We start from the raw sequence: 22,468 nt of genomic DNA, 5'->3' as shown, positions 1-22,468 counted from the left end.
CATGGCCTACACCTCGCACTTCGCCAGCCCCTACGGATCGACGTCTCCCGCGTCCACCACGCCCCTCGCCTACCTGCAGTCCTCGGTCGAGACCGCCAGCCCGAGCAAGTTGCTGGTCATGCTCTACGAGCGCCTGGTGCTCGACTGCCGTCGCGCGGTCGCGGCCCAGCAGGCCGGCGACCACGCGGTGGCTCACCACAACCTGTTGCACGCCCAGGACATCGTCGTGGAGCTGCAGTCCTCGCTTCGCCCGGGCGTGTGGGAGGGGAGCGAGGGCCTGAACAGCATCTACACGCACCTCATGGTGCAGCTCGTCCAGGCCAACGTGAAGCGTGACGTGTCGATCACCGAGCACTGCCTCGACCTGGTGGTCGGGCTGGCGGACGCGTGGCGGGAGGCGGCCGCTGAGGCCGCCCGCCCTGCGGACACCGCCCGGTCCGCGTGAGCGCCCTGCCGGCCCTCCCGGAGGGCGACGAGCTCGTCGCGGCCTGGGAGGAGGCCCTGGACGCCATCGAGCAGGACGTGCGCTCGGCCGCGGAGCTGGCGCGGGACCCGAAGGCGACCGGCCCGGCCGTCGTCCCGTGGGAGCCCCCCACGCCGGGTGGCCCGGTGCCGGAGGTCCTCGTCGACCGCGTGCGCGAGCTGCTCCGGCTCCAGGCCGAGGTCAGCGCCGGCCTGGTCCGTGCGGTCGACGACACCCGCACGAGCCTCGCCGGGCTGGAGCGCAGGGCCGCCTCGGCGCGCCGCGGCGCGGCGTCGTACGTCGACGTCTCGGCGTAGCCAGAGGGCATCGCCCTGCCGGGTGGTGCCGGCATGGCCCGACCGGATGGTGCTCGATCGGGACCTTCGTCCCGATCGTGCGGAACGGGTCAAGAAGCCTTCATCAATTCCTCAACAGGACGGCAACAACGCCGATCCGACCCTGTGAGCACGGAACGCTCACCCCCTTCGCCGATGGACCGGCAACCACTTCCTCGCAGGAGTACCCGTGTCCCTCGGCATGCCCGACGCCGTCACCTCCGTGCTCGCCACGGCCCTCGACGGCCTGGCGACCCGCCAGAGCGTGATCGCCGACAACATCGCCAACGTCGACACCCCCGACTTCCGGGCCACGAGCGTCGACTTCGAGTCCTCGCTGAGCGCGGCGCTCCAGCGCGGCGAGATGCCGTCGTCCGGCGTCACCCCCTTCGAGCAGCCGAGCAACGCGCCCGTCGGTGAGGACGGCAACAACGTCGACCTCCGCAAGGAGTCGCTCTCGGCGGTCCAGACGCAGTTCCAGTACCAGATGATGACCCGCGCGGTCTCCGAGCGCTTCGCCCTCGTCAACACCGCGGCCGGTGCCTTCTGATGGGCGCCTTCGACATGCTGCGCATCGCGAACAGCAGCCTGGGCATGCACCAGACCTGGCTCGACGCGCTGGCCCACAACATCGCGAACGCCAACACGGTCCGCGCGACCAGCGAGGACGCCTTCCAGCAGCAGATGGTGGTCGCGACCGCGCGCCCCGACGGCGGCGTCGACGTGAGCGGCATCGAGCTCGGCGACGCCGAGGGCATCCTCGAGTACGCCCCCGACCACCCCCTCGCCGACGCGGACGGCTACGTCCGCGCCCCGGCGATGGACATGTCCGTGCAGATGACCTCCCTCGTGCAGGCGCAGCGCGGCTTCCAGGCCTCGGTGCAGGTCACCAAGACCGCCCAGGACACCTACAACGCGGCACTCCAGATCGGACAGGGCTGATGAGCATCGGCGGCATCGAGGCCATCAGCGGCTTCACCCCCCTCGCGGCACCGGTGGTGCAGGCGCCGGCTCCGGCCGCGGCGCCGGCCACCCAGGGCGTAAAGGGTGCGGACTTCGGCAGCATGGTGCTCGACGGCATCGAGCGCCTCGAGGGCATCCAGGACCACGCTGACACGCTCGCCGTGCGCGCGGCCACCGGCACCCTGCCGAACATCCACGACTACACGCTGGCCGCGACCGAGGCCGAGACCGCCACGAAGCTGACGGTCGCCGTGCGCAACAAGGCCATCGAGGCGTTCAGCGAGATCATGCGGATGCAGGTCGGATGAGGACCGGCATCACGCAGGCGCTGGAGCGCTACCGGCGCGCGTTCGCCGTCTTCAGCCCCGGCCAGAAGGTCGTCGCGATCGTCGGCACCGGCGCCCTCCTGCTGGCTGCCTTCATGGTGTTCCGCTGGGCGTCGGCGCCGTCGTACGCGCCGCTCTACACGAACCTCTCGGCCGAGGACGCCTCCGCCGTCGTCGAGCAGCTCGACGCCGACGGTGTGTCCTACGAGATCGGTGGCGGTGGCGGCACCATCTCGGTGCCCCGCGACGAGGTCTACTCGACCCGCATCTCCCTGAGCGGCGAGGGCATCCCGTCCGGCAGCGGCGACAGCGGCTACGCCCTGCTCGACGGCCAGGACATCTCGACCTCGCAGTTCAAGGAGCAGACCGACTTCAAGCGCGCGATGGAGGGCGAGCTCGCCTCCACCATCGAGGCGATCGACGGCGTCGACACCGCCGTCGTGCACCTGGCCCTGCCGCCCAAGCAGGTCTTCGCCGAGGAGCAGGACCCGGCCACCGCGTCCGTCCTCGTCGACACCCGGGCCGGCGCCCAGCTCGGCCCCGACCAGGTCCAAGCCGTGGTCAACCTGGTCGCCTCGAGCATCGACGGGCTCGACCCGACCAAGGTCACCGTCGCCGACTCCACCGGCCGCGTCCTCTCCGAGGGCGGCGAGTCCGAGGGCGGCGTGAGCAGCAGCCGCACCCGCCAGGTCGACGACTACCAGGACCAGCTCAGCTCCAAGGCGCAGGCGATGCTCGACCGGATCTACGGCCCGGGCAACTCCTCGGTGCAGGTCACCGCGATCCTCGACTTCGACAAGGTCACCACCCAGAGCACGACCTACGGCAAGGCCAAGAAGGCTCCGGTCCTGGCCGAGTCGGCCCAGAGCGAGACCTACTCCGGCGGTGCGGGCGCCGCGTCCCCCGGCGGCGTGATCGGTCCCGACGCCCAGATGGAGACCGGTGCCACCGGCGGTGACGGCAGCTACGGCAACTCCTCGTCGGTGCGTGAGAACGGCATCGACAAGGTCGTCGAGCAGTCCGAGACCGCGCCCGGCTCGGTGGAGTCGCTGCACGCCGCTGTGGTCGTCGACACCAACGCCGACGTCACCGTGGACGCCACGGAGATCAACAGCCTCGTCTCCTCCGCGATCGGTCTCAACCCCGACCGCGGCGACACCATCGAGACCTCCGCGGTGCCGTTCGACACCTCGGTCGCCGACGCCACCGCGGCGGAGCTCGCCGCGGCGAAGGCCGCCGACGCCAAGGCCGCCCGCAACACCTGGATCCGCAACGGCGCCCTCGGTGGGCTCGTGCTGCTGCTCGTCGGCCTGGCCTGGCGGCACTCGCGCAAGCACGCCAAGGCGCGCCAGGACGCGACGACGTACGTCGTGGAGCAGCTGCGGATGGAGCAGGCGGAGCGCACCGCGCTGCAGGCGCAGCGCGACGAGGCTGCCACCGCGCTCGCTCTCTCGCCGGTCGAGGCCGGGGCGGGTGCCGGCGACGGGATGTACGACGAGCTGGTGTCACTCGTGGAGCGCCAGCCCGACGAGGTCGCCTCGCTGCTGCGCGGCTGGCTCGTGGAGCGTCCCTGATGTCCGTCATGACCGGGCTGGGAGCCCGCAAGGCCGCGATCGTGCTGGTGCGCCTCGGCAAGGAGCGCGCGGCGTCGGTCCTCGAGCACATGAGCGAGGAGGAGGTCGAGGCGATCTCCGCCGAGGTCGCCACCCTCTCCGGCGTGGCGCCGGGCGAGACGAGCGAGGTCATCTCCGAGTTCGGCAGCCTGCTCAGCGCCCGCCAGCACATGCTCCAGGGCGGCATGGACCTCGCCCGCGACCTGCTTCAGCGCACCCTCGGTGAGGACCGCGCGGAGGAGGCCATGCAGCGGCTCACCGCGATGGCGATCCAGCTGCCCTTCCAGTTCCTCCAGCGCGCGGACCCGGCCCAGCTGCGGTCCTTCATCCACGAGGAGCACCCGCAGGTGATCGCCCTCGTGCTCGCGCACATGTCCGCCGAGAAGGCCTCGCTGGTGCTGTCCGGGCTGGCCCCGGAGCTCCAGGCCGAGGTCGCGCACCGCATCGCGGTGATGGGCCGCGCCAACCCCGAGACCGTGCGGATCGTGGAGTCGGTGCTCGAGCGCCGGCTGTCCTCGGTGCTGCAGCCCACCGACTCGTCGCGGGTCGGCGGCGTGGGTCCCCTCGTCAACATCATCAACCGCGCCGACCGCTCGACCGAGCGCCAGATCGTCGAGGGCCTCGAGTCGCTCGACGCCGGGCTGGCCGAGGAGGTCCGCAGCCGGATGTTCATGTTCGAGGACATCGTCGGGCTCTCCGACCGCGACGTGCAGCAGGTGCTGCGCCAGGTCGACACCGCCGCCCTCGCGCTGGCGCTCAAGGGCGTCTCGACGCAGGTCCGCGACAAGATCACCGGCAACCTGTCCGAGCGCGCTGCGGAGAACATCATCGAGGAGGTCGAGATCCTCGGCCCCGTCCGCCTCACCCAGGTCGAGGAGGCGCAGCAGGCGGTCATCCGCACCATCCGCGGCCTCGAGGAGCGCGGCGAGATCGTCGTGCGCCGGGGAGGTGACGATGAGTTCGTCGACTGAGGTCCGTCCGTTCCCGATGACCGGCCTGCGGCTGCCCGACCTGACGACCGTGGAGACGACGCACGACGCCGCCCGCGCCCAGGGGTACGCCGTCGGCTGGGCGCAGGGACGCCGTGAGGCCGAGGCCGCCGTGCGTGCCGAGGCCGACGAGCTGGCCCGCACCGCCGCCGCCCGCGAGGAGCAGCGGGACCTAGAGCTCGTCGCGGCGCTCGGCGCACTGCGCGAGACGGCCTCCGCCGCCCACGCCCTCCTCGCCGACGCCTGCCGTCGCGTCGACGAGCAGGCCGGAGCCCTGGCCCTCGAGCTGACCCGCACCCTCGTCGGTGCGGTCGAGCCCGACCCCGCCCACGTCCTCGACCGGGTGCTCGGGCTGCTGCCCGCCCACGCCGTCGCGTCCGTGCGCCTCCACCCCGAGGTCGCCGCCCTCGCCGGTGACCTCACCGACGCAGGCGTCCTCGTCGTGGCCGACCCGTCGCTGGGCCGGGCCGACGCGGTCGCCCAGGCTGACGACCACGTCGTGGACCTGCGGGTCGACGAGGCGCTGGCCCGGCTCGCCGAGGTGCTCGGATGAGCCTGATGACCCCTGACGTGCGGGCCCGCGCCCTGGACGCCGTCGCCCCGCTGCGCCTGGGCCAGGTCGCCGAGCTGCTCGGCCTCCAGGTCCGGGTGACCGGTCTCGCCGCCGCCGTCGGCGACCTCGTCGCCGTCGAGGGTGACGCGCGGGTGCTCGCCGAGGTCGCCGCCAGCGGCCCCGCCGGCCTCACCTGCCTGCCGCTCGGCGACACCACCGGCCTGCGGGTCGGGGACGTCGTACGCCACACGGGTGGACCGCTGCGCATCGCCGTCGGCGACGCCCTGCGCGGCCGCGTGCTCGACGGCCTCGGCCGCCCGATCGACGGCGGCCCGCCGCTCGACCACCTGCCCCTGGTCGGCGTGAACCAGTCCGCGCCCACCGCGCTGAGCCGCCCGCGCATCGACCACCAGCTCGGGCTCGGCGTGCGCGCCCTCGACTCCCTGACCCCGTGCGGCCGCGGCCAGCGCATCGGCATCATGGCCGGCTCGGGCGTCGGCAAGTCCAGCCTGCTCTCGATGGTCGCGCGCGGCACCGACGCCGAGGTGTCGGTGATCGCCCTCGTCGGCGAGCGTGGCCGCGAGGTCCGCGAGTTCATCGAGAACGACCTCGGTCCCGAGGGCCTGGCCCGCTCGGTCGTCGTCGTCGCCACCTCCGACGCGCCGCCCGTCGAGCGGCTCCGCGCCGCCGGTGTCGCCACCCGCATCGCCGAGTTCTTCCGCGACAGCGGCCGCCACGTCGTGCTGATGATGGACAGCCTCACCCGCGTCGCGATGGCGCAGCGGGAGATCGGGCTGTCCGCCGGCGAGCCCCCCGCCACCCGCGGCTACCCGCCGAGCGTCTTCACGCTCCTCCCGCAGCTGCTCGAGCGCGCCGGCACGTCGGCCACCGGCAGCATCACCGGCCTCTACACGGTGCTGGTCGAGGGCGACGACATGCAGGACCCGATCGGCGACACCGCGCGCTCGATCCTCGACGGACACGTCGTGCTGTCCCGCCGCCTGGCCACCGCCGGGCACTTCCCGAGCATCGACGTGCTCGAGTCGATCTCCCGCGTGACCGGCGCGGTCACCAACGCTGACCAGCGCGCGGACGCGACGCGGCTGCGCCGGCTGCTGGCCGCGCACCGCTCGGTGCGCGAGCTGGTCGAGATCGGCGCGTACGTCGCCGGCGCCGACCCCGACGCCGACGTGGCGCTCGGCCGGATGCCCGCGATCAACGACTTCCTGCGGCAGGACATGGACGACAGCACGTCGCTCGCCGACACCTGGCAGGCCCTGAAGGAGCTGGTGGCCTGATGGCCCGCACCCCCGACCACGACCCCGACGCGGGCATGCGCGCCGTCGCGCGCGTGCGCGGCGTCCGCGAGCAGGACAGCCGCCTCGGCGTGGCCCGTGCCGCCGCCGACGAGCGCGAGGCCAGGCGCCGGCTGGACGCCGTCGTCGCCCGGCTCGCCGCCGCGACCGACCCCGACGCCATCGACCCGTCCGGCTTCGCGACGGCCCGCCTGGCCGCGGCCGGCGTCGCCGCCGAGGTCACCGCCTCCCGCGCCGCCCTCGCGTCGGCCATCACGCTGACCACCGTCGCCCGCGAGCACTGGCAGCGCGACAAGACGCGCCTCTCCGCCGTCGAGCTCCTGCTCGAGCGCCGCGAGGAGCAGCGCCGCGAGGAGCGCGCCCGCCGCGAGCGCGTCGAGGTCGACGACCTCGTCGCCGTCCGCTGGCTGCGGGCCCGCGACCTCCGCGACGGAGGTGCTGCATGAGCGTCACCGACGTGACCGCCCGGATCTCCCAGATCCAGGCCCAGCTCGCCCTGCTGCCGAGCTCGTCCTCGACGTCCGTCGGCGCGAGCGGCTTCTCCTCGGTGCTCTCCCGCACCAGCGCGACCGCCGGCACGACCGTCACCGGCGGCACCGGTGCCGTCAGCGGCGACGCGATCGTGGCCAAGGCCAAGGAGATGCTCGGCCTGCCCTACGTCTGGGGAGGCACCGACCCCGAGCGCGGGGTGGACTGCTCCGGCCTCGTGCAGTCGGTCTACTCCTCCTTCGGCATCGACCTGCCGCGGCTCTCGGCCGACCAGGCCCGCGCCGGCCGCCCGGTGGCGAGCATGAACGACGTCCGCCCCGGCGACCTGATCGCGTGGGACAACTCGAGCCGCAACAACGGCGCCGACCACATCGCCATCTACGCCGGCAACGGCCAGATGATCGAGGCGCCCCGCCCCGGCGGCAAGGTGCAGCTCGTCCCCGTGACGACCCCGCCCGACTACATCCGTCGGGTGCTGCCCGACGCGGCCACGACCTCGACGGTGTCGGCCACGACGACCTCCGTGCGGACCGTGCCCGCCGGGACGCCGTACGCCGACCTGTTCCAGCAGGCCGCGACCGCCCACGGCCTCGACCCCGCGCTGCTCGCCGCCGTCGCCAAGCAGGAGTCGGGCTTCGACCCGCAGGCGGTCAGCCCGGCCGGCGCGCAGGGCCTGATGCAGCTGATGCCCGGCACCGCCCAGGGCCTCGGCGTCACCAACCCCTTCGACCCCGCCCAGGCCATCGGCGGCGCGGCCCAGCTGCTCGACAGCCTGATGGGCCGCTTCGGCTCGACCGAGCTGGCGCTGGCGGCCTACAACGCCGGCCCCGGAGCGGTCCTCCGCTACGACGGCATCCCGCCCTACCCCGAGACGCAGGCCTACGTGAAGTCGATCATGTCCCAGCTGGAGGCAGCAGCATGAGCATCGCCCCGATGACCCCCGTGGCTCCCACCGCGGCCCCGACCCTCGAGCCGGCCCCCGGTGAGGCCGCCGCGACGGCCGACGGCTTCGCGGCCCTCGTCGCGAGCCTGCTCGGCGAGGCCGTGCCGGCTGGTACGCCGATCGCGGCCGCAGTCGCGCCGGAGGCCGTCCCGGTGGCCCCGAGCGACGCGGTGGACGCGACCGAGACCGGCGAGACCGGCGAGACCGGCGAGACTGAGGAGACCGACGAGCCGGTTGATGGCGCGGTGCCCGCGCCCACCGACGTGCCGGGTCCGTTCGCATCGATCGTCGCCGGGTTCCTGGCGGTGCCCACGACCCCGGCGTCGGTCGACACCCCGCCGACCGGCGGGGAGACCGCGACGACCGCGGTCGACGGCGCCGCTGAGCCCGCCGTCGCGCTGCCCACGCCCGGCTCGGAGCCCCGGTCCGCCACGTCCGACGAGGACGCCCCGCGGCAGGACGCCGCACCCCGGGCCGCCATCGCGCCGACGACCGTGCCGAGCAGTGACCCGGCCCAGCAGCCGGCCACCTCCCCGGCCCCGGCTCCGGTCGCGCCGGCCGCCGCCCCGACCCCGACGGTCGCCGCCGTGACCGCCCCGGTCGCGCCGACGACGCCCGCCGCACCCACCGCCGAGGCGCGTCCGGCCCCCGCGATGACGCAGGTCGTCCCCGAGGTGACCCGGCTCGTCTCGCGGGGCAACGGCGTCCACCGCCTCACCATGAAGCTCCAGCCCGAGGCGCTGGGCGAGGTGCGCGTGACGCTCACCGTCCGCGACGGTGCCGTCCAGGTGCAGCTCACCGGCGGCGACGACGCGGCCCGTGCCCTCGCCGAGGGTGCGCCCGAGCTGCGCCGGGTGCTCGAGCTCGCCGGCGCCACCGACGCGCGCGTCGTGGTGCGCGACCTCGCCGGGCAGCCGGCCGCGCAGCCCGCGAGCCAGGCCGGCGTGCAGACCGGCACCCCCGACTCGTCCTCGTACGGCACCCAGGGTGGTGCCGGCGGCGACAGCCCCGCCGCAGGTGGGGACGCAGGACAGCAGGACCAGCACGCACGGACGCGTGGTGGAGCAGGAGCCAGGGACGGCCTCCCCGACGGAGCGACCGTGCTCCGTCCCGACCCGGTCACCGCTGCCCGTCAGGGCATCGACCTGACCATGTGAGGAGGGGATCGTGACGATCTCCGCGAACGAGGCGGTGACCAGCCAGACCTCTGCCTTCCCGACGGGGGCGGCGACCACGTCGGCGACCTCGGAGGACAAGCAGATGTTCCTCGAGCTGATGGTGGCCCAGCTGCGCTACCAGGACCCGCTCAACCCGGCCGACTCCGGTGAGTTCCTCGCCCAGTCGGCCCAGTTCACCGCCCTGGAGAAGATGCAGGACGTCTCCGACCGCGTCGGCGCCCTGCTGGGCTCGCAGATGGCGTTCGGTGCCGGGGCGATGGTCGGCCAGCAGGTCTCGTGGATCGACACCGACGGGGTCACCACGCACACCGGCTCCATCTCGGGTGTCACCTTCGGCGCGGAGGGTCCGGTCTTCGACATCGACGGCACCCAGGTGCCGCTGTCCCAGCTCCTCTCCGTCGGGACGACCACCCCGGCTCCCACCACCACTCCCACGGCCTGACGCCGTCCCCGAAAGGAACCACCATGCTCCGCTCGCTCTTCTCCGGCATCAGCGGCCTCCGCGCCAACCAGACGATGCTCGACGTCACCGGCAACAACATCGCCAACGCCAACACCGTCGGCTTCAAGGCGACCACCACCGTCTTCCAGGACACCCTCAGCCAGATCATGCGTGGCGCCGGCGCCGCGGGCGCCACCAACGGTGGCACCAACCCGATCCAGGTCGGCCTCGGCGTCCAGGTCGCGGCGACCCGCGGCAACTTCAACCAGGGCTCGGCCCAGGTCACCGGCTCGGCCACCGACCTGATGATCCAGGGCGACGGCATGTTCGTCCTCGGCTCGGGCGCCGACCGCGTCTACACCCGTGCCGGCGCCTTCACCTGGGACGAGTCGGGCAACCTGGTCTCGGCCAGCGGCAAGAAGGTCCAGGGCTACGCCCCGGGCGACCCCGGTGGCGCGCTCGTCGACATCAACCTCAACGCCCTGTCGGCGACCCTGCCCGCCGGCGTGGAGATGACGTCGTACTCCATCGGCAGCGACGGCATCCTGCGCGGCACCTTCTCCGACGACGTGCAGCGCGACATCGCCGTCGTGGCCGTCGCCAACTTCACCAACCCCGCCGGCCTCGAGCGCGTGGGCGAGACCGCCTTCCGCGCCAGCGCCAACTCCGGTGCCCCCGACCTCGGTGTCGCCGGCCAGGGCAGCCGCGGCGAGCTGATGGGCGGCACGCTCGAGATGTCGAACGTCGACCTCTCGGCCGAGTTCACCAACCTGATCCTCGCCCAGCGTGGCTTCCAGGCCAGCTCGCGCGTCATCACCACCTCGGACCAGGTGCTCGAGGAGCTCGTCAACATCAAGCGCTGACCCCGCCCGACCCCTCGAGGGTGGCGGCGCACGACATCGGCCGCGCGAAGGTGGCGGCGGACGACATCATGATCCTCCGGATCGATGTCGTGCGCCGCCACCCACGGCGGCGGGCGTCCTCAGACCGATTCACCGCCCGGTTCCCCTCAGGTGGGGACCGCGCAGGCCGATGAAGGACATCGAGGCCCACGGACGGGCTTCGCGATCACGCACAGGGATGGTGCAACCGACATGATTTTGCTGACCCGACTCTCAGGCTCCGCGTTCGTGCTGAACGCCGACCTGATCGAGCGACTCGACAGCACCCCGGACACGGTGGTGACCCTGGTCGACGGCAAGAAGTACGTCGTCGCGGAAGACCTGCTCCAGGTCGTGGAGCAGGTGCGCAGCTGGCGCGGCAGCATCATCGCCGCCGGCGCGCTGCCCGAGGTCTCGCCCCAGACGATGGCCCGCGCCCACCTGGCCGCGGTCACCTCGCACCCGGCAGGGGAGGAGGACTGATGGACCCGGCAACCCTGATCGGCGTCCTCGTCGGCCTCGTCATCATCGTCGTCGCCAACGTGATGGAGGGCGGCAACCCGATGAGCCTCCTCCTCGTGCCGCCGATGCTGCTGGTCTTCGGCACCACGCTGATGGTCACCATGGCCGGCGGCACGCTCCCCGACGCCAAGCACGCGCTGGGCTCGCTCAAGACCGCCTTCACTGCCAAGGTGCGGCCCGCGGGTGACGTCGTACCCATGGTCGTGGCGCTCGCCGAGAAGGCCCGCCGTGAAGGGCTGCTGGCGCTGGAGGAGGAGCTGAAGTCGGTCGACGACCCGTTCCTCGTCAAGGGCGTCACGCTCGCCATCGACGGCACGGACCCCGACGAGGTCCGCGAGATCCTCGAGTCCGAGGTCCACGCCACCAAGGCGCAGGGCAAGCACTCGGCCAAGTTCTTCGCCGACGCGGGTGCCTACGCCCCGACGATCGGCATCATCGGCACCGTCATGGGCCTGGTCCACGTGCTGGAGAACCTCGCCCAGCCCGAGGAGCTCGGCCACCTGATCGCCGCGGCGTTCATCGCGACCCTGTGGGGCGTCATGTCCGCCAACGTGATCTGGCTGCCGATCGGCAACCGCCTCAAGCGCCTCACCGAGCTCGAGGCCGCGCGGATGGAACTCATCATCGAGGGCGTCGCCGCCATCCAGGCCGGCTCGAACCCGCGCATCATCGCCCAGAAGCTCACCTCTCTCCTGCCCGCCGGCGAGCACCCCTCCGACAGCGCCAAGGCTGCGTGACGTGAGCAGCGGCGGACGGCGCAACCGCGTCGAGGAGGAGGAGCACGAGAACCACGAGCGCTGGCTGGTGACGTACGCCGACATGGTGACGCTGCTGATGGTGCTCTTCATCGTGATGTTCGCGATGAGCTCGGTGGACCAGAAGAAGTTCAACGCGCTCAAGGACGGCCTCGCCGCCGGCTTCGGCGACTCCACCTCGGTGATGACCGGCTCGGAGTCGACCCTCGACCAGCCGGGTGTCGCCGCGGTACAGCCGGTGAAGCCCGACAACTTCCCGGCCTCCTCGGCCAGTGCGCAGCAGGCCCTGGCCCGCCAGGACCAGGAGCATGCCGAGGCGCAGGCCGAGGTGGCGCGGCTCGACGCGCTGGGCGAGCGCCTCGCCGAGGCGCTGCGCAAGGCCGGGCTCGGCCGCGACGTCACCCGCCGCATCGACGACCGCGGCCTCGTGCTCAGCCTGACCTCGCGCCACGTCGTCTTCCAGCCCGACCGGGCCGAGCTCAGCCCCCGCGGCCAGCGGGTGCTCGAGGTCGTCGCGCCGGTGCTGCGTGGGGCCACCGAGGACCTGCGCATCGACGGCCACACCAACCAGGTGCCCGTGAAGCCGCGCTTTTTCGCCACCGACTGGGACCTCTCGTCGGCGCGCGCGATCACCGTGCTGCGCTACCTCCAGGAGAACGGGCGGATCCCGGGTGAGCGGCTCAGCGCCGCCGCCTTCGGCCACGAGGTGCCGCTCGTCGACCCCTCGAAGCCGGGCTCCCAGGAGATCAACAAGCGGGTGGACATCGTCGTCCTCTCCAGCTTGCCGGCCGCCTCCCGCGAGCTGCTGGACGACGTCGCCGCCGCCGGCAACGGCGGCACCGACCTGACCGACCCGACCGAGGGAGGATCCTCATGACCGCCGCCACGCTCGACCGCCCCGCCGCCGCCTCGGCCGACGCGCCCGAGAAGGGCGGGGGCAAGAAGAAGCTGATCGTGATCGCGCTGGTGCTCGTCGTCGGCGCGGCCGCCGGCTGGTGGTTCTTCCTCAAGCCCAGCGGCCCGACCGAGCCGGAGCCCGGCGAGGTGATGACCCTCGAGCCGATCCAGGTCAACCTCGCCGACGGCCACTACCTGCGGGTCGGCATCGCCCTCCAGCTCTCCGCCGACGCCCACGAGGCCGACGGCAGCAAGGCGCTCGACGCGACGATCGACCTCTTCAGCGGCGTCGACCAGGCCGACCTGGTGAAGGCCGGCCAGCGTCAGGAGCTCAAGCACGAGCTGGAGAAGAAGCTCCACGAGGACTACCACGGCGACGTCCTGGAGGTGTACTTCACCGAGTTCGTCACCCAGTAGCCGGCGGCCGGTCGCACGAGTCCGGCCAGAACTCCTCAGGTCCCGGTCCGGGAGGCCGATACCTGACTTCGTGACGCCGCTGCAGACGCCCCGCGGACCCGCGCACCCAGGTGCCCGGGCACGTCGGCGTGCCCGCAGCACGTCCGAGCCGACGGCGTACGACTTCCGCCGTCCGATCCAGCTCTCCCGCGAGCACACCCGCCTGCTCCAGATGAGCTTCGACGGGTTCGCCCGCCAGATGGCGACGGTGTTCACCTCCGAGCTCCGCACGGTGTGCACCGCGCGCCTGCGCGGCGTCGCCCAGCAGACCTACGCCGAGCACGTCGACTCGCTCGACGCGATGACGTACGCCGTCAAGGTGAGCACCGAGCCGCTGCCCGGCACCGCCCTGCTCGACCTGCCGCTGCCCGTCGTGATGGGCGCGATCGACCAGATGCTCGGCGGCCCGGGCTCGGACACGCAGCCCCAGCGGCCGCTCACCGACATCGAGAGCGCCGTCGTGCGCGGCGTGATCACCCGTCTGATGGGCGAGCTGGCCTACAGCGTCGCGAGCGTCGTCGAGGTCACCCCGACCGTCGTCGGCATCGAGTACAACCCGCAGCTGGCCCAGGCGGCCGCCGCGGGTGACGCCGTGGTCGTGGCGAGCTTCGACCTGACGATCAAGGAGCGGACCCACTCGGTCACGTTCTGCATGCCCTTCGCCGGGCTGCACCCGGTCCTGGCGAGGGCCGCGACGCCCGCACCGGTCTCGGAGCACGAACGCCAGCAGCGCACCCGCTCCGCCGAGCTCGTCGACCGCCGCTTCCAGGACGTGCCCGTCGACGCGGTCGTCCGCTTCCGTCCCACCCGGTTGGGGCCCGACGCCCTCACCCACCTCGCCGTCGGGGACGTGGTGCGCCTCTCGCACCGCGCGACCGACCCCCTCGACGTCGTCGTCGGTGACTCGACCTTCGCCCACGCCACCGCCGGCAGCCACGGCGCCCGGCTGGCCGCACTGGTCGTCGGCACCGCCAGCACCAAGGAGAACGCATGACCGCCACCCAGGACCTCACCCTCGCCGACCTCCACGCGAGCGTCGTCACGGCCGCCGAGGCGGCGGCCGAGGTGCTGCCCGCCCCCAGCCCGCTCGCCGCCGGCACCCCCGTGCCGGGTGCCGACTGGGCGAGCACCGGCCTCGCCGGCGCCGTGGTCGCCGAGCTGCACCTCCCGGGTGCCCCCCGCATCGCCGTCCTGGTCGGTGCCGACCTGGTCGAGGCGCTCGCCGCCAGCCCGCTCGGCGGGCTCGACCTGGCCGCGGCCACCCAGCCGTCGCTCGAGGCGGCTGCTGCCGCGCTCGGCACCGGCTGCGGCGCGGCACGCGAGGTCGCGGTCGACCTGGTGGCGGCCGACCTCGGCGCCACCTTCACCGCCGTACCCCTCCTCGGCGGCGGCCTCACGGCCGGCGCCCTCCTGGTCCCCGACACCGCCGTCTCCGCCGCCTCGGCGCCCGTCACGGCCGAGCCGGTCGTGCCCCAGCCCGCCCGCCTGCCGCAGCGCGGCATCGAGATGCTGCACGGCGTCGACATGGAGGTGACCGTCGAGCTCGGCCGCACGACCATGACCGTGCGCGACCTGCTGGCGCTCTCGCCCGGCGAGGTGCTGGAGCTCGACCGCGCCGCCGGCAGCCCGGCCGACCTCCTGGTCAACGGCCGCCTGATCGCCCGCGGCGAGGTCGTCGTGGTCGACGAGGACTTCGGCCTGCGCGTCACCGAGATCATCGACGAGAGCTCAGCAGGCTGACGTGCTCGAGCTGATGGTGCGACTGGTCGCCTCCCTGGCGGTCGTCGTGGGACTCATGCTGCTCCTGGCCAAGCTGGTCGGGAAGCGGTACGGCGCGCGCGCCGGCGCACCCGTGCAGGTGCTCCACCGCCAGCCGCTCTCGCGCAGCGCATCGGTCGCCGTGGTGACCGTCGGCAGCCGCGTGCTCGTCCTCGGCACCACCGACCAGCAGGTCAGCCTGCTCACCGAGATCGACCCCGAGGAGCTCGCGGACGCGGACCTCGACCTCGCCCTCGACATCGAGTCCGGGATCGAGACCGACCTCGCCCTCGAGACGGGCGTCCCCGCGGACGCGCCTGAGGCCGAGGTCGTGGACGCCCCTGCCCGCACCGGGCGGGCGTCCCTCGCCTCGCTGGCCTCGCTCATGTCCCTGCCGCCCGTCGGCACCCACCGCGCGGCCGCCCCCGCCCCGCGTCGTACGACGCCCGAGACCGGCGCGCTGTCCGGCTCGGTGCTCTCCCCGCAGACCTGGCGCCAGGCCATCGCGGCCGCGACGGGCAAGGCGTCGTGACCGCGCGCTCTCGGGTCGCGCACGTCCTCGTCGCCGTGTTCGTCACCCTCGTCGGTGGTGCCGCCGTGCTGCTCGGCCTGACCGCCCCTGCTGCCGCGGCGCCCGCTCCTGCGGCCGCAGGTGTGCACGCCGGCGTGGCCCACGCGGCCCCCCAGGGTCCCGACGGCCCGCGCGCCCCCAAGGGCCCGAAGGGTCCCAACGGCGACAGCTCGGTCACCATCGACCTCGACGGCATCACCGACAAGCCCAGCACCCCGGTCACCGTCATCCTGGTGATGTCGCTGATCTCGCTGCTGCCGGCGATCCTGCTGACCTGCACCAGCTTCACCAAGGTGCTGGTCGTGCTGGGCCTGACCCGCAACGCGCTCGGCCTCCAGCAGATCCCGCCCAACCAGGTGCTCGCCGGCCTCGCACTCTTCCTGTCGCTCTTCATCATGGCGCCGGTGCTGAGCCAGATGAACGACACCGGCATCCAGCCCTACCTCGACGGCGACAAGACCGCGTCCGTCGCCTACGAGGACGGCGTCGAGCCGCTCCGCGACTTCATGCTCGCCCAGACCGGCGACGACGAGCTGCGACTGCTGACCAACGTCGCGGGCCGTGACCTGCCGAAGGACCGCGACGACGTGTCGATGGCGACGCTGGTGCCGTCGTTCGTGCTGAGCGAGCTCAAGCAGGCCTTCATCATCGGCTTCATCATCTTCATCCCGTTCCTGGTCATCGACATCGTGATCAGCGGGGCGCTGATGGCGCTCGGCATGATGATGATGCCGCCGGTGATGGTGTCGTTGCCCTTCAAGCTGCTGCTCTTCGTCCTCGTCGACGGGTGGGGACTGGTCATCACCTCTGTCGTCTCGAGCTATCAGTAGGCCGCCGTGACCGACACCACCGTCATCAACATCGCCCTGCAGACCATGGTCGTCGCGCTGAAGCTCTCCGCGCCGATCCTGGTGACCTCGCTGGTCATCGGCTTCACCGTCTCGCTGTTCCAGTCGATGACCCAGATCCAGGAGTTCACCCTCGCCTTCGTGCCCAAGCTCGTCGGGGTCGGGGTGGCGCTGCTGATCTCCGGCGGCTGGATGCTGCAGACCCTCGTCGACTTCACCCGGGACCTCTTCGCGCTGGTCCCCTCGCTGCTGGGCTGAGCGTGACCCTCACCGTCGCGGGAGAGCCGCTGCTGGCCTACCTGCTGGCGTCGGTCCGCATCATCGCCTGGCTCGCCCTCGTGCCGCCGTTCGCCGGGCGCGCGGTCCCGACGGTCGCCAAGGTCGTGCTGTCGCTCGGCCTGGCGTTCGCCGTCGTACCGTCCGTGAAGGGCGGCAGCATCCCCACCGGCACCGGCGAGCTGCTCGTCACCGTCCTCACCCAGGTCGTGGTCGGCTCGGCGCTCGGCCTGGTGACGTACGTCCTGCTGGCCGCGGTCGCCACGGCCGGCTCGCTCATCGACACCTTCGGCGGCTTCCAGCTGGCGCAGGGCTTCGACCCGCTGTCGATGAACATGAACACCGTCTTCGGCAAGCTCCACCAGATGCTCGCGGTGATGATCCTCTTCGCCACGGGCGGTCACCTGCTGGTCCTCGGCGGTCTGCTGCGCACCTTCGACGTGCTGCCGCTGGGCGAGGCGCCCCGGCTCGACGGCGCCTCGCACGTGCTGATCACCGCGTTCGGGATGTTCTTCGTGACCGCCGTGCAGATCGCGCTGCCGCTCGTCGCGGTGCTCTTCGTCGCCGACCTCGGGCTGGCGCTGCTGACCAAGGTCGCGCCGCACCTCAACGCCATCAACGTGATGTTCCCGGCCAAGATCGGGCTGACCCTCCTGCTGCTCGGCCTGTCGTTCCCGGTGCTCCCCGAGGCAGTCACCCGTCTCGTCGAGCTCGCCAACGAGGCGCAGTTCGCGCTCGTGGGCGGGGGGTGAGACCCGGTGTCGGAGGAGAAGACAGAGAAGCCGACAGCCAAGCGCCGCAAGGAGTCGCGCAAGGAGGGCCAGGTCCCGCGCACCCAGGAGCTCGGCGGCTGGGCGACGCTGCTGATCGTCGGGATGATCCTGCCGTCGCTGCTCGGTCGTGAGCTGACCGCGCTCGCCGAGCTGATGCGCGACTGCTTCAGCCTGCGCGGCCACGTCGAGGTCTCCGACGCCACCACGCTCCTCGGTCGCGGCGCGCGGCACGTGATGGTCACCCTGGTCACCCTCGGCACCGCGGTGATGATCGTCGGCGTCTCCGCCGCGCTCGCCCAGGGCGGCTTCTTCCTCGCCACCAAGAGCGTCAAGCCGTCGCTCAAGAAGCTCAACCCGATCCAGGGATTCAAGCGGATCTTCGGCACGCAGGCGCTCTGGGAGGGCGCCAAGATGCTGCTCAAGAGCGCCGTCGTCGGCTTCGTGGCCTACGGCGCGGTGTCGGCGATCATGCCGCTCATCGGCGGGCTGGTGCCGATCTCCGCGGTGCTCGAGGTGGTCCGCGACGAGGTCCTGTCGCTGATCCGCAGCGTCGCGGTCGCCGGCATGGTCATGGCCGTCTTCGACTACGCGATCGTGCGCCGCCGGATGGGCAAGCAGACCCGGATGAGCAAGCACGAGATCAAGCAGGAGAGCAAGCAGACCGAGGGCGACCCGCTCCTCAAGGGCGCGATCCGCTCGCGCCAGCTCGCCGCCGCCCGCAACCGGATGATGGCCGACCTGCCGACCGCCGACGTCGTGCTGGTCAACCCGACGCACGTCGCGGTCGCGCTGAAGTACGACCCCGAGAAGGGTGCGCCGCGCGTCGTGGCCCGCGGTGCCGGCGTCGTCGCCCAGAAGATCCGCGAGGAGGCGGCCGAGCACAGCGTGCCGCTGGTGCGTGACATCCCGCTGGCCCGCGCGCTCCACCGCTCCACCGTCGTCGGCCAGGAGATCCCCGCGGAGCTGTACGCCGCCGTGGCGCAGGTCCTCGCGTTCGTCATCTCCCGCCGTGCGGGCGGCGCCCGCGGCGGCGAGCACGTCACCCCGCGCCAGCAGGTCGACCTCCCGTCCGTCCCGGTCGCGGGCCGTCGTCGTACGTCCGCCGCGGCGAAATCCTCAGGAGCGCTCCCCGCCGGCCGATGAGGGCTGTGGTGCCAGGACGGCGCCACCCCTCGTGCCACGGAAGGCGCGCCCCTCGGCGACCTCCCGAAAGGCACCTCGTGGCCCCGAAGCGACTGCTCCAGCTGGGCGTACCGGCCGGCATCATCATGATCGTCGTGATGCTCGTGGTGCCGCTGCCGGCGGTGGTCCTCGACATGCTCATCGCCCTCAACATCACCTGCGCGCTGCTGGTGCTGCTGGTCGCGATGTTCGTGCACAAGCCGCTGGAGTTCGCTGCCTTCCCCGCCGTCGTCCTCGTCCTGACGCTCTTCCGCCTCGCGCTCAACGTGAGCGCCACCCGCCTCGTGCTGCTCGACGGCTACGCCGGAAAGGTGATCGACACCTTCGGCCACTTCGTCGTCGGTGGCTCGCTCATCGTCGGGCTGATCGTCTTCGCGATCCTGCTGGTCATCCAGTTCGTGGTCATCACCAAGGGTGCCGAGCGGGTTGCCGAGGTCGGCGCGCGCTTCACCCTCGACGCGATGCCCGGCAAGCAGATGGCCATCGACGCCGACCTCAACTCGGGCCTCATCGACGAGGACGAGGCCCGCCGCCGGCGCCACGACGTCCACGCGGAGGCCGACTTCTACGGCGCGATGGACGGTGCGTCGAAGTTCGTCAAGGGTGACGCGATCGCGGCCATCGTCATCACGATGGTCAACCTGCTCGGCGGCTTCGCGGTGGGCATGGCGCAGAAGGGCATGTCCTTCGGCGACGCCATCACGACCTACAGCCTGCTGTCCGTCGGTGACGGCCTCGTCTCCCAGATCCCCGCGCTGCTGCTCTCGACCGCCACCGGCCTCATCGTCACCCGCAACACGGGCGACTCGGACATGGGCTCCGACATCCTGCGCCAGCTCACCGCCAACAAGCTGCCGCTCCAGATCGCCGGCTTCGGCGCCCTCGCCATCTGCCTGATCCCGGGCCTGCCCAAGCTCCCCTTCATCACCGCCGGCGGCATCATGCTGCTGGCGTCGAGCCGCGTCACCCAGCCCGACCCGGAGACCCCCGAGGTGCTGGCGGACCAGGCGCTGACCGCAGCGCCCGACACCCCCGAGCTGCTCGCCGCGGAGATCCAGGTGGACCCGCTCGGCCTCGAGCTGTCGCCCGACATCATCGACCTCGTCGACGCGGCCAACGGCGGCGACCTGCTCGACCGGGTCAAGGCGCTGCGCCGCAAGATCGCCGGCGAGCTCGGCATCATCGTGCCGCCGGTCCGCACCCGCGACAGCATCGACCTGCCCGCCGGCACCTACGCCATCCGCCTCTTCGGCATCGAGGTGGCCCGCGGTGAGGCGCCGCGCGGCACGGTGCTCGCGATCGGCGACAACCTCGGTGCGATGCCCGGACAGCCCACCCGCGAGCCGGTCTTCGGCCTCGAGGCGTCGTGGATCCCGGCCGAGCTCCGCGTCCAGGCCGAGCTGAGCGGTGCGACGGTGGTCGACCGCGCGTCGGTCATCACGACCCACCTCGCCGAGATCGTCGGGCAGTACGCCGCCCGCCTCCTCGGTCGCGAGGACGTCAAGACCCTCGCCGAGCTCGTCCGCCGCTCCCACCCGGTCGTGGTCGAGGAGCTCACCCCGGCCCAGCTCAGCCTGGGCGAGGTGCAGCGCGTGCTGCAGGGGCTGCTGGTCGAGGGCGTCGCGGTGCGTGACCTGGTCCGGATCTTCGAGGCGCTGTCGCTCAAGGCCCAGGCCACCAAGGACCCTGACTCCCTCGTCGAGGCCGCGCGCGCCGCGCTCGGCCCGGCCATCGTCGCGCCACACCTGACCGAAGGAGCAGTGCACGTGATCAGCTTCGAGCCCATGCTGGAGCAGCGGATGCTGGAGGCCGTGCGTCCTGGCGACCAGGGGGCGGTCGTCGCCCTCGACCCGCTCTCCGGGCAGAGCGTGCTCGGCGAGCTCTCCGACCTCCGCACGGCTGCGGAGGAGCAGGGCCTGAGGCCGGTGGTGGTGTGCGCGCCGCAGCTGCGTGCCGCCGTACGCCGCATGGTGGCGCCGGCGCTGCCGACCACCGCGGTGCTGTCCTACACCGAGCTGGTGGGGGCGACGCAGGTCCGGTCGGTCGGCACCGTCACGGGTGACCGTCTGGCGGTGTCGGCATGAAGCCCGTGTCCGGCGTGATGCTCGCCGTCGCCGCACTCCTCACCTCCCCGGCGCTGGCCGCGGCCGCCGAGGGCACGATGCCGCTCGACGTCGCACTCGCGCGCTACCTCGTGGTCGCCGGCATCTGCTGGGTGCTGCTCACCCTCGCCTCGGAGTGGCTCTGGTCGGAGCCGGCCGCGGCGCCCGTCACGACCGACACCCCGGACACTCCGGCCGGCCCCGAGGGCAGCTAGGCCCCCAGCGGGACCCGCCACTGGAGCACGGTGCCGCGCGGGTCGGCGGCCTGCACGTCGAGGTCGCCGCCCAGCGCCGTCGCGCGCTTGCGGAGGTTGCGCAGCCCGCTTCCGGGCAGGTCGGAGCCGGACATCCCGCGCCCGTCGTCGGTGACCCACAGGGTGAACCAGCCCGACTCCACGGCCACGTCGACCTCGACCCGGCCGGCGCCCGCGTGGCGCGCGCAGTTGGACAGCGCCTCGCGCAGCACCACGGTCACCTGGTCGGCGAGCTCCTGGCCGACCATCGAGTCGACCGGCCCCCAGGACCGTACGACGGGCACGAAGCCGAGGACCGACTCGTACTCCTTGGCCATGGCCAGCACGTCGCTGCGCAGCGAGGCCGGCCGCCCGCGCTCCAGCTCGAAGACGGTGCCGCGGATGTCGCGGATCGAGTCGCCGATCTCGCGGACCGCCTCGTCGCCGTGGCCGCCGGCGTCGTCGCCGCTGCGGATGCCGGCGCGCAGCTTGAGCGCGGTGGCGTACAGGCGCTGGATGACGCCGTCGTGGAGGTCGCGGGCGATCCGGTCGCGGTCGGCGGCGAGCACCGCGTGCTGGCGCTCCTGCAGGAGCACGGCGTGGTCGAGGACGAGCGAGGAGTGCCGGACGAACGAGCCGAGCAGGTCGCGGTCCTCGGCGGACGGGTCGGGGTCGGTCGGCTCGAGCATCGCCACCACGACGCCGGCGAAGGCGTGCTCCGGGTTGAGCGGGATCCCCCACGCCGTCATGTCGTCGAGCCGGACGAGGAACTCCTCGCCGTCGTCCTGGGCGGTGCGCACCTGCTCCGTGACCCGGCTGAGGGTGCGGCCGAGCGCCTCGTCGGTGATCCCGGCGCCGGCCGAGACGTCGATGCCGTCGGACGCAGTCGAGACGACCACGGCGGTCCGGGCGCCTGCGATCCGCAGGGCGCCCTCCGAGATGCGCGTCAGCGGGTCGGACAGGAGGAAGGGTGGGTGCACCGATCGGTCCACGGCTGCGGCGAGCTCGAGGGCCTCGCGCCGCCGCTCGCTGAGGGAGTAGCTCAGCGCGTTGCGCACGGCCACCCCGGTCACGCGGCCCAGCGCCGAGATGCTGTCGACGTCGTCGTCGTGGAAGAAGCCGTCCGGTGGGTCGAGCAGCACCAGGTCGGCGTACAGCCGGGCGCCCACCACGACCGGCACCCGCAGCACCTCGCGTCCGGTGGCGGGGTCGGACAACCGGGCCAGGTCCTGGTCCGGGCGCGCGCCGGGCTCCCCGCGTAGGCCCGTCGTACCCAGCCGTTCGCGGACCGCGACGCCGTCGTCCTCGCCGGTCCCGTTGGCCAGCAGGACGGTCTCGCCGCGGGCGCCGCCCTCCGCCGCGGGCTCGTGCTCGCCGGGCTCGTCGACGACCACCAGCACGACGCCCTGCGCGCCCGTGCGGTCGACGGCGACGCTCGCGGCACGCTCGAGGACGGTCTCGACGTCGAGCACGGAGACCACGTCCAGCAGGTCCGAGCGTCGCATGGCCCGGTCTTCCGAGAAGACCATCCCGTCATTGAACCAGCCGCCGCGCGCGAGGTCCGACGGACCCGGATTTTCCTCGCGTGGTGTGGGTGGGTGGCC

At 72.7% G+C, this 22,468-nt stretch carries 28 protein-coding genes; 27 read left to right on the top strand and 1 reads right to left on the bottom strand.

What is annotated here, in order from left to right:
- Position 1: 1 nt before the first annotated feature.
- The 27 genes from fliS to J2X46_RS09010 all read left to right on the top strand — a co-directional run bounded on the left by fliS (position 2) and on the right by J2X46_RS09010 (position 20,846).
- A complete protein-coding gene (gene fliS / locus J2X46_RS09140) occupies positions 2–445 on the top strand; it encodes a flagellar export chaperone FliS (protein ID WP_310249436.1) in 444 nt (147 codons plus the stop codon).
- Entirely contained in the window at positions 442–780 is a 339-nt protein-coding gene (locus J2X46_RS09135; protein WP_310249434.1) for a hypothetical protein, read from the top strand. The genes fliS and J2X46_RS09135 overlap by 4 nt, the downstream gene beginning before the upstream one ends.
- Positions 781–988: 208 nt before the next feature.
- Positions 989–1,348, top strand: coding sequence for a flagellar basal body rod protein FlgB (flgB, locus tag J2X46_RS09130; protein WP_310249433.1), 360 nt, complete (start codon positions 989–991; stop codon positions 1,346–1,348).
- Positions 1,348–1,740, top strand: coding sequence for a flagellar basal body rod C-terminal domain-containing protein (locus J2X46_RS09125; protein WP_310249431.1), 393 nt, complete (start codon positions 1,348–1,350; stop codon positions 1,738–1,740). The genes flgB and J2X46_RS09125 overlap by 1 nt, the downstream gene beginning before the upstream one ends.
- Positions 1,740–2,069, top strand: a complete 330-nt coding sequence (locus tag J2X46_RS09120; RefSeq protein WP_310249430.1) for a flagellar hook-basal body complex protein FliE — start codon at positions 1,740–1,742, stop codon at positions 2,067–2,069. Before J2X46_RS09125 ends, J2X46_RS09120 begins: the two co-directional genes overlap by 1 nt.
- Positions 2,066–3,661 (top strand): flagellar basal-body MS-ring/collar protein FliF, encoded by a 1,596-nt coding sequence (gene fliF / locus J2X46_RS09115; RefSeq protein ID WP_310249428.1) that lies wholly within the window; start codon positions 2,066–2,068, stop codon positions 3,659–3,661. The genes J2X46_RS09120 and fliF overlap by 4 nt, the downstream gene beginning before the upstream one ends.
- Positions 3,661–4,671 carry a flagellar motor switch protein FliG gene (gene fliG / locus J2X46_RS09110; RefSeq protein WP_310249427.1) on the top strand — a complete coding sequence of 337 codons (1,011 nt, stop codon included), beginning with the start codon at positions 3,661–3,663 and terminating at the stop codon, positions 4,669–4,671. The genes fliF and fliG overlap by 1 nt, the downstream gene beginning before the upstream one ends.
- Complete coding sequence (locus J2X46_RS09105; protein WP_310249425.1) at positions 4,655–5,242, top strand: hypothetical protein; 588 nt, start codon at positions 4,655–4,657, stop codon at positions 5,240–5,242. Before fliG ends, J2X46_RS09105 begins: the two co-directional genes overlap by 17 nt.
- Positions 5,239–6,540, top strand: a complete 1,302-nt coding sequence (locus tag J2X46_RS09100) for a FliI/YscN family ATPase (protein WP_310249424.1) — start codon at positions 5,239–5,241, stop codon at positions 6,538–6,540. Before J2X46_RS09105 ends, J2X46_RS09100 begins: the two co-directional genes overlap by 4 nt.
- Positions 6,540–7,004: a flagellar FliJ family protein gene (locus J2X46_RS09095; RefSeq protein ID WP_310249422.1), complete on the top strand. Its 465-nt coding sequence runs from the start codon at positions 6,540–6,542 to the stop codon at positions 7,002–7,004. Before J2X46_RS09100 ends, J2X46_RS09095 begins: the two co-directional genes overlap by 1 nt.
- On the top strand, positions 7,001–7,969 hold the full coding sequence (locus J2X46_RS09090; RefSeq protein WP_310249420.1) for a transglycosylase SLT domain-containing protein: 969 nt from the start codon (positions 7,001–7,003) through the stop codon (positions 7,967–7,969). The genes J2X46_RS09095 and J2X46_RS09090 overlap by 4 nt, the downstream gene beginning before the upstream one ends.
- Positions 7,966–9,147, top strand: a complete 1,182-nt coding sequence (locus tag J2X46_RS09085; protein ID WP_310249418.1) for a flagellar hook-length control protein FliK — start codon at positions 7,966–7,968, stop codon at positions 9,145–9,147. The genes J2X46_RS09090 and J2X46_RS09085 overlap by 4 nt, the downstream gene beginning before the upstream one ends.
- A gap of 10 nt (positions 9,148–9,157) precedes the next feature.
- On the top strand, positions 9,158–9,610 hold the full coding sequence (locus J2X46_RS09080; RefSeq protein ID WP_310249417.1) for a flagellar hook capping FlgD N-terminal domain-containing protein: 453 nt from the start codon (positions 9,158–9,160) through the stop codon (positions 9,608–9,610).
- 23 nt (positions 9,611–9,633) lie between these two features.
- The gene (locus J2X46_RS09075) at positions 9,634–10,473 is read left to right on the top strand and encodes a flagellar hook-basal body complex protein (protein ID WP_310249415.1); all 840 of its coding nucleotides are present in this window, start codon (positions 9,634–9,636) and stop codon (positions 10,471–10,473) included.
- Between the two features lie 231 nt (positions 10,474–10,704).
- Complete coding sequence (locus J2X46_RS09070; protein ID WP_310249414.1) at positions 10,705–10,974, top strand: flagellar FlbD family protein; 270 nt, start codon at positions 10,705–10,707, stop codon at positions 10,972–10,974.
- Positions 10,974–11,750 (top strand): MotA/TolQ/ExbB proton channel family protein, encoded by a 777-nt coding sequence (locus tag J2X46_RS09065; protein WP_310249412.1) that lies wholly within the window; start codon positions 10,974–10,976, stop codon positions 11,748–11,750. Before J2X46_RS09070 ends, J2X46_RS09065 begins: the two co-directional genes overlap by 1 nt.
- 1 nt (position 11,751) lies before the next feature.
- Positions 11,752–12,645, top strand: coding sequence for a flagellar motor protein MotB (locus tag J2X46_RS09060; protein ID WP_310249409.1), 894 nt, complete (start codon positions 11,752–11,754; stop codon positions 12,643–12,645).
- Positions 12,642–13,082: a flagellar basal body-associated FliL family protein gene (fliL, locus tag J2X46_RS09055; protein ID WP_310249408.1), complete on the top strand. Its 441-nt coding sequence runs from the start codon at positions 12,642–12,644 to the stop codon at positions 13,080–13,082. The genes J2X46_RS09060 and fliL overlap by 4 nt, the downstream gene beginning before the upstream one ends.
- 70 nt (positions 13,083–13,152) lie before the next feature.
- Complete coding sequence (locus J2X46_RS09050; RefSeq protein ID WP_310249406.1) at positions 13,153–14,115, top strand: flagellar motor switch protein FliM; 963 nt, start codon at positions 13,153–13,155, stop codon at positions 14,113–14,115.
- Positions 14,112–14,861, top strand: a complete 750-nt coding sequence (fliN, locus tag J2X46_RS09045) for a flagellar motor switch protein FliN (RefSeq protein WP_310249404.1) — start codon at positions 14,112–14,114, stop codon at positions 14,859–14,861. The genes J2X46_RS09050 and fliN overlap by 4 nt, the downstream gene beginning before the upstream one ends.
- A 1-nt stretch (position 14,862) precedes the next feature.
- Positions 14,863–15,411 carry a flagellar biosynthetic protein FliO gene (locus J2X46_RS09040; protein ID WP_310249402.1) on the top strand — a complete coding sequence of 183 codons (549 nt, stop codon included), beginning with the start codon at positions 14,863–14,865 and terminating at the stop codon, positions 15,409–15,411.
- The gene (gene fliP / locus J2X46_RS09035) at positions 15,408–16,280 is read left to right on the top strand and encodes a flagellar type III secretion system pore protein FliP (RefSeq protein ID WP_310249400.1); all 873 of its coding nucleotides are present in this window, start codon (positions 15,408–15,410) and stop codon (positions 16,278–16,280) included. The genes J2X46_RS09040 and fliP overlap by 4 nt, the downstream gene beginning before the upstream one ends.
- A 6-nt stretch (positions 16,281–16,286) precedes the next feature.
- Positions 16,287–16,556 carry a flagellar biosynthesis protein FliQ gene (gene fliQ, locus J2X46_RS09030; protein WP_310249398.1) on the top strand — a complete coding sequence of 90 codons (270 nt, stop codon included), beginning with the start codon at positions 16,287–16,289 and terminating at the stop codon, positions 16,554–16,556.
- 2 nt (positions 16,557–16,558) lie between these two features.
- Entirely contained in the window at positions 16,559–17,326 is a 768-nt protein-coding gene (locus tag J2X46_RS09025) for a flagellar biosynthetic protein FliR (protein ID WP_310249396.1), read from the top strand.
- A gap of 6 nt (positions 17,327–17,332) precedes the next feature.
- Complete coding sequence (locus tag J2X46_RS09020) at positions 17,333–18,490, top strand: EscU/YscU/HrcU family type III secretion system export apparatus switch protein (protein WP_310249394.1); 1,158 nt, start codon at positions 17,333–17,335, stop codon at positions 18,488–18,490.
- Between the two features lie 77 nt (positions 18,491–18,567).
- Positions 18,568–20,613 (top strand): flagellar biosynthesis protein FlhA, encoded by a 2,046-nt coding sequence (locus J2X46_RS09015; RefSeq protein WP_310249392.1) that lies wholly within the window; start codon positions 18,568–18,570, stop codon positions 20,611–20,613.
- Positions 20,610–20,846, top strand: a complete 237-nt coding sequence (locus J2X46_RS09010) for a hypothetical protein (protein WP_310249390.1) — start codon at positions 20,610–20,612, stop codon at positions 20,844–20,846. The genes J2X46_RS09015 and J2X46_RS09010 overlap by 4 nt, the downstream gene beginning before the upstream one ends.
- Here J2X46_RS09010 and J2X46_RS09005 read toward each other — a convergent pair.
- On the bottom strand, positions 20,843–22,393 hold the full coding sequence (locus J2X46_RS09005) for an ATP-binding protein (RefSeq protein ID WP_310249388.1): 1,551 nt from the start codon (positions 22,391–22,393) through the stop codon (positions 20,843–20,845). The genes J2X46_RS09010 and J2X46_RS09005 overlap by 4 nt on opposite strands.
- Positions 22,394–22,468: the final 75 nt, after the last annotated feature.

Source organism: Nocardioides sp. BE266 (assembly GCF_031457855.1).
GTDB lineage: Bacteria > Actinomycetota > Actinomycetes > Propionibacteriales > Nocardioidaceae > Nocardioides.
This window is presented reverse-complemented; position numbering and strand designations above follow the sequence as displayed.

What these genes read in the sequence shown, in the direction of transcription:
- fliS (WP_310249436.1), top strand. Translation starts at nt 2, where the DNA reads ATGGCCTACACCTCGCACTTCGCCAGCCCCTACGGATCGACGTCTCCC.
- J2X46_RS09125 (WP_310249431.1), top strand. Translation starts at nt 1,348, where the DNA reads ATGGGCGCCTTCGACATGCTGCGCATCGCGAACAGCAGCCTGGGCATG.
- J2X46_RS09120 (WP_310249430.1), top strand. Translation starts at nt 1,740, where the DNA reads ATGAGCATCGGCGGCATCGAGGCCATCAGCGGCTTCACCCCCCTCGCG.
- fliF (WP_310249428.1), top strand. Translation starts at nt 2,066, where the DNA reads ATGAGGACCGGCATCACGCAGGCGCTGGAGCGCTACCGGCGCGCGTTC.
- fliG (WP_310249427.1), top strand. Translation starts at nt 3,661, where the DNA reads ATGTCCGTCATGACCGGGCTGGGAGCCCGCAAGGCCGCGATCGTGCTG.
- J2X46_RS09105 (WP_310249425.1), top strand. Translation starts at nt 4,655, where the DNA reads ATGAGTTCGTCGACTGAGGTCCGTCCGTTCCCGATGACCGGCCTGCGG.
- J2X46_RS09100 (WP_310249424.1), top strand. Translation starts at nt 5,239, where the DNA reads ATGAGCCTGATGACCCCTGACGTGCGGGCCCGCGCCCTGGACGCCGTC.
- J2X46_RS09095 (WP_310249422.1), top strand. Translation starts at nt 6,540, where the DNA reads ATGGCCCGCACCCCCGACCACGACCCCGACGCGGGCATGCGCGCCGTC.
- J2X46_RS09090 (WP_310249420.1), top strand. Translation starts at nt 7,001, where the DNA reads ATGAGCGTCACCGACGTGACCGCCCGGATCTCCCAGATCCAGGCCCAG.
- J2X46_RS09085 (WP_310249418.1), top strand. Translation starts at nt 7,966, where the DNA reads ATGAGCATCGCCCCGATGACCCCCGTGGCTCCCACCGCGGCCCCGACC.
- J2X46_RS09075 (WP_310249415.1), top strand. Translation starts at nt 9,634, where the DNA reads ATGCTCCGCTCGCTCTTCTCCGGCATCAGCGGCCTCCGCGCCAACCAG.
- J2X46_RS09070 (WP_310249414.1), top strand. Translation starts at nt 10,705, where the DNA reads ATGATTTTGCTGACCCGACTCTCAGGCTCCGCGTTCGTGCTGAACGCC.
- J2X46_RS09065 (WP_310249412.1), top strand. Translation starts at nt 10,974, where the DNA reads ATGGACCCGGCAACCCTGATCGGCGTCCTCGTCGGCCTCGTCATCATC.
- fliL (WP_310249408.1), top strand. Translation starts at nt 12,642, where the DNA reads ATGACCGCCGCCACGCTCGACCGCCCCGCCGCCGCCTCGGCCGACGCG.
- fliN (WP_310249404.1), top strand. Translation starts at nt 14,112, where the DNA reads ATGACCGCCACCCAGGACCTCACCCTCGCCGACCTCCACGCGAGCGTC.
- J2X46_RS09010 (WP_310249390.1), top strand. Translation starts at nt 20,610, where the DNA reads ATGAAGCCCGTGTCCGGCGTGATGCTCGCCGTCGCCGCACTCCTCACC.
- J2X46_RS09005 (WP_310249388.1), bottom strand. Translation starts at nt 22,393, where the DNA reads ATGGTCTTCTCGGAAGACCGGGCCATGCGACGCTCGGACCTGCTGGAC.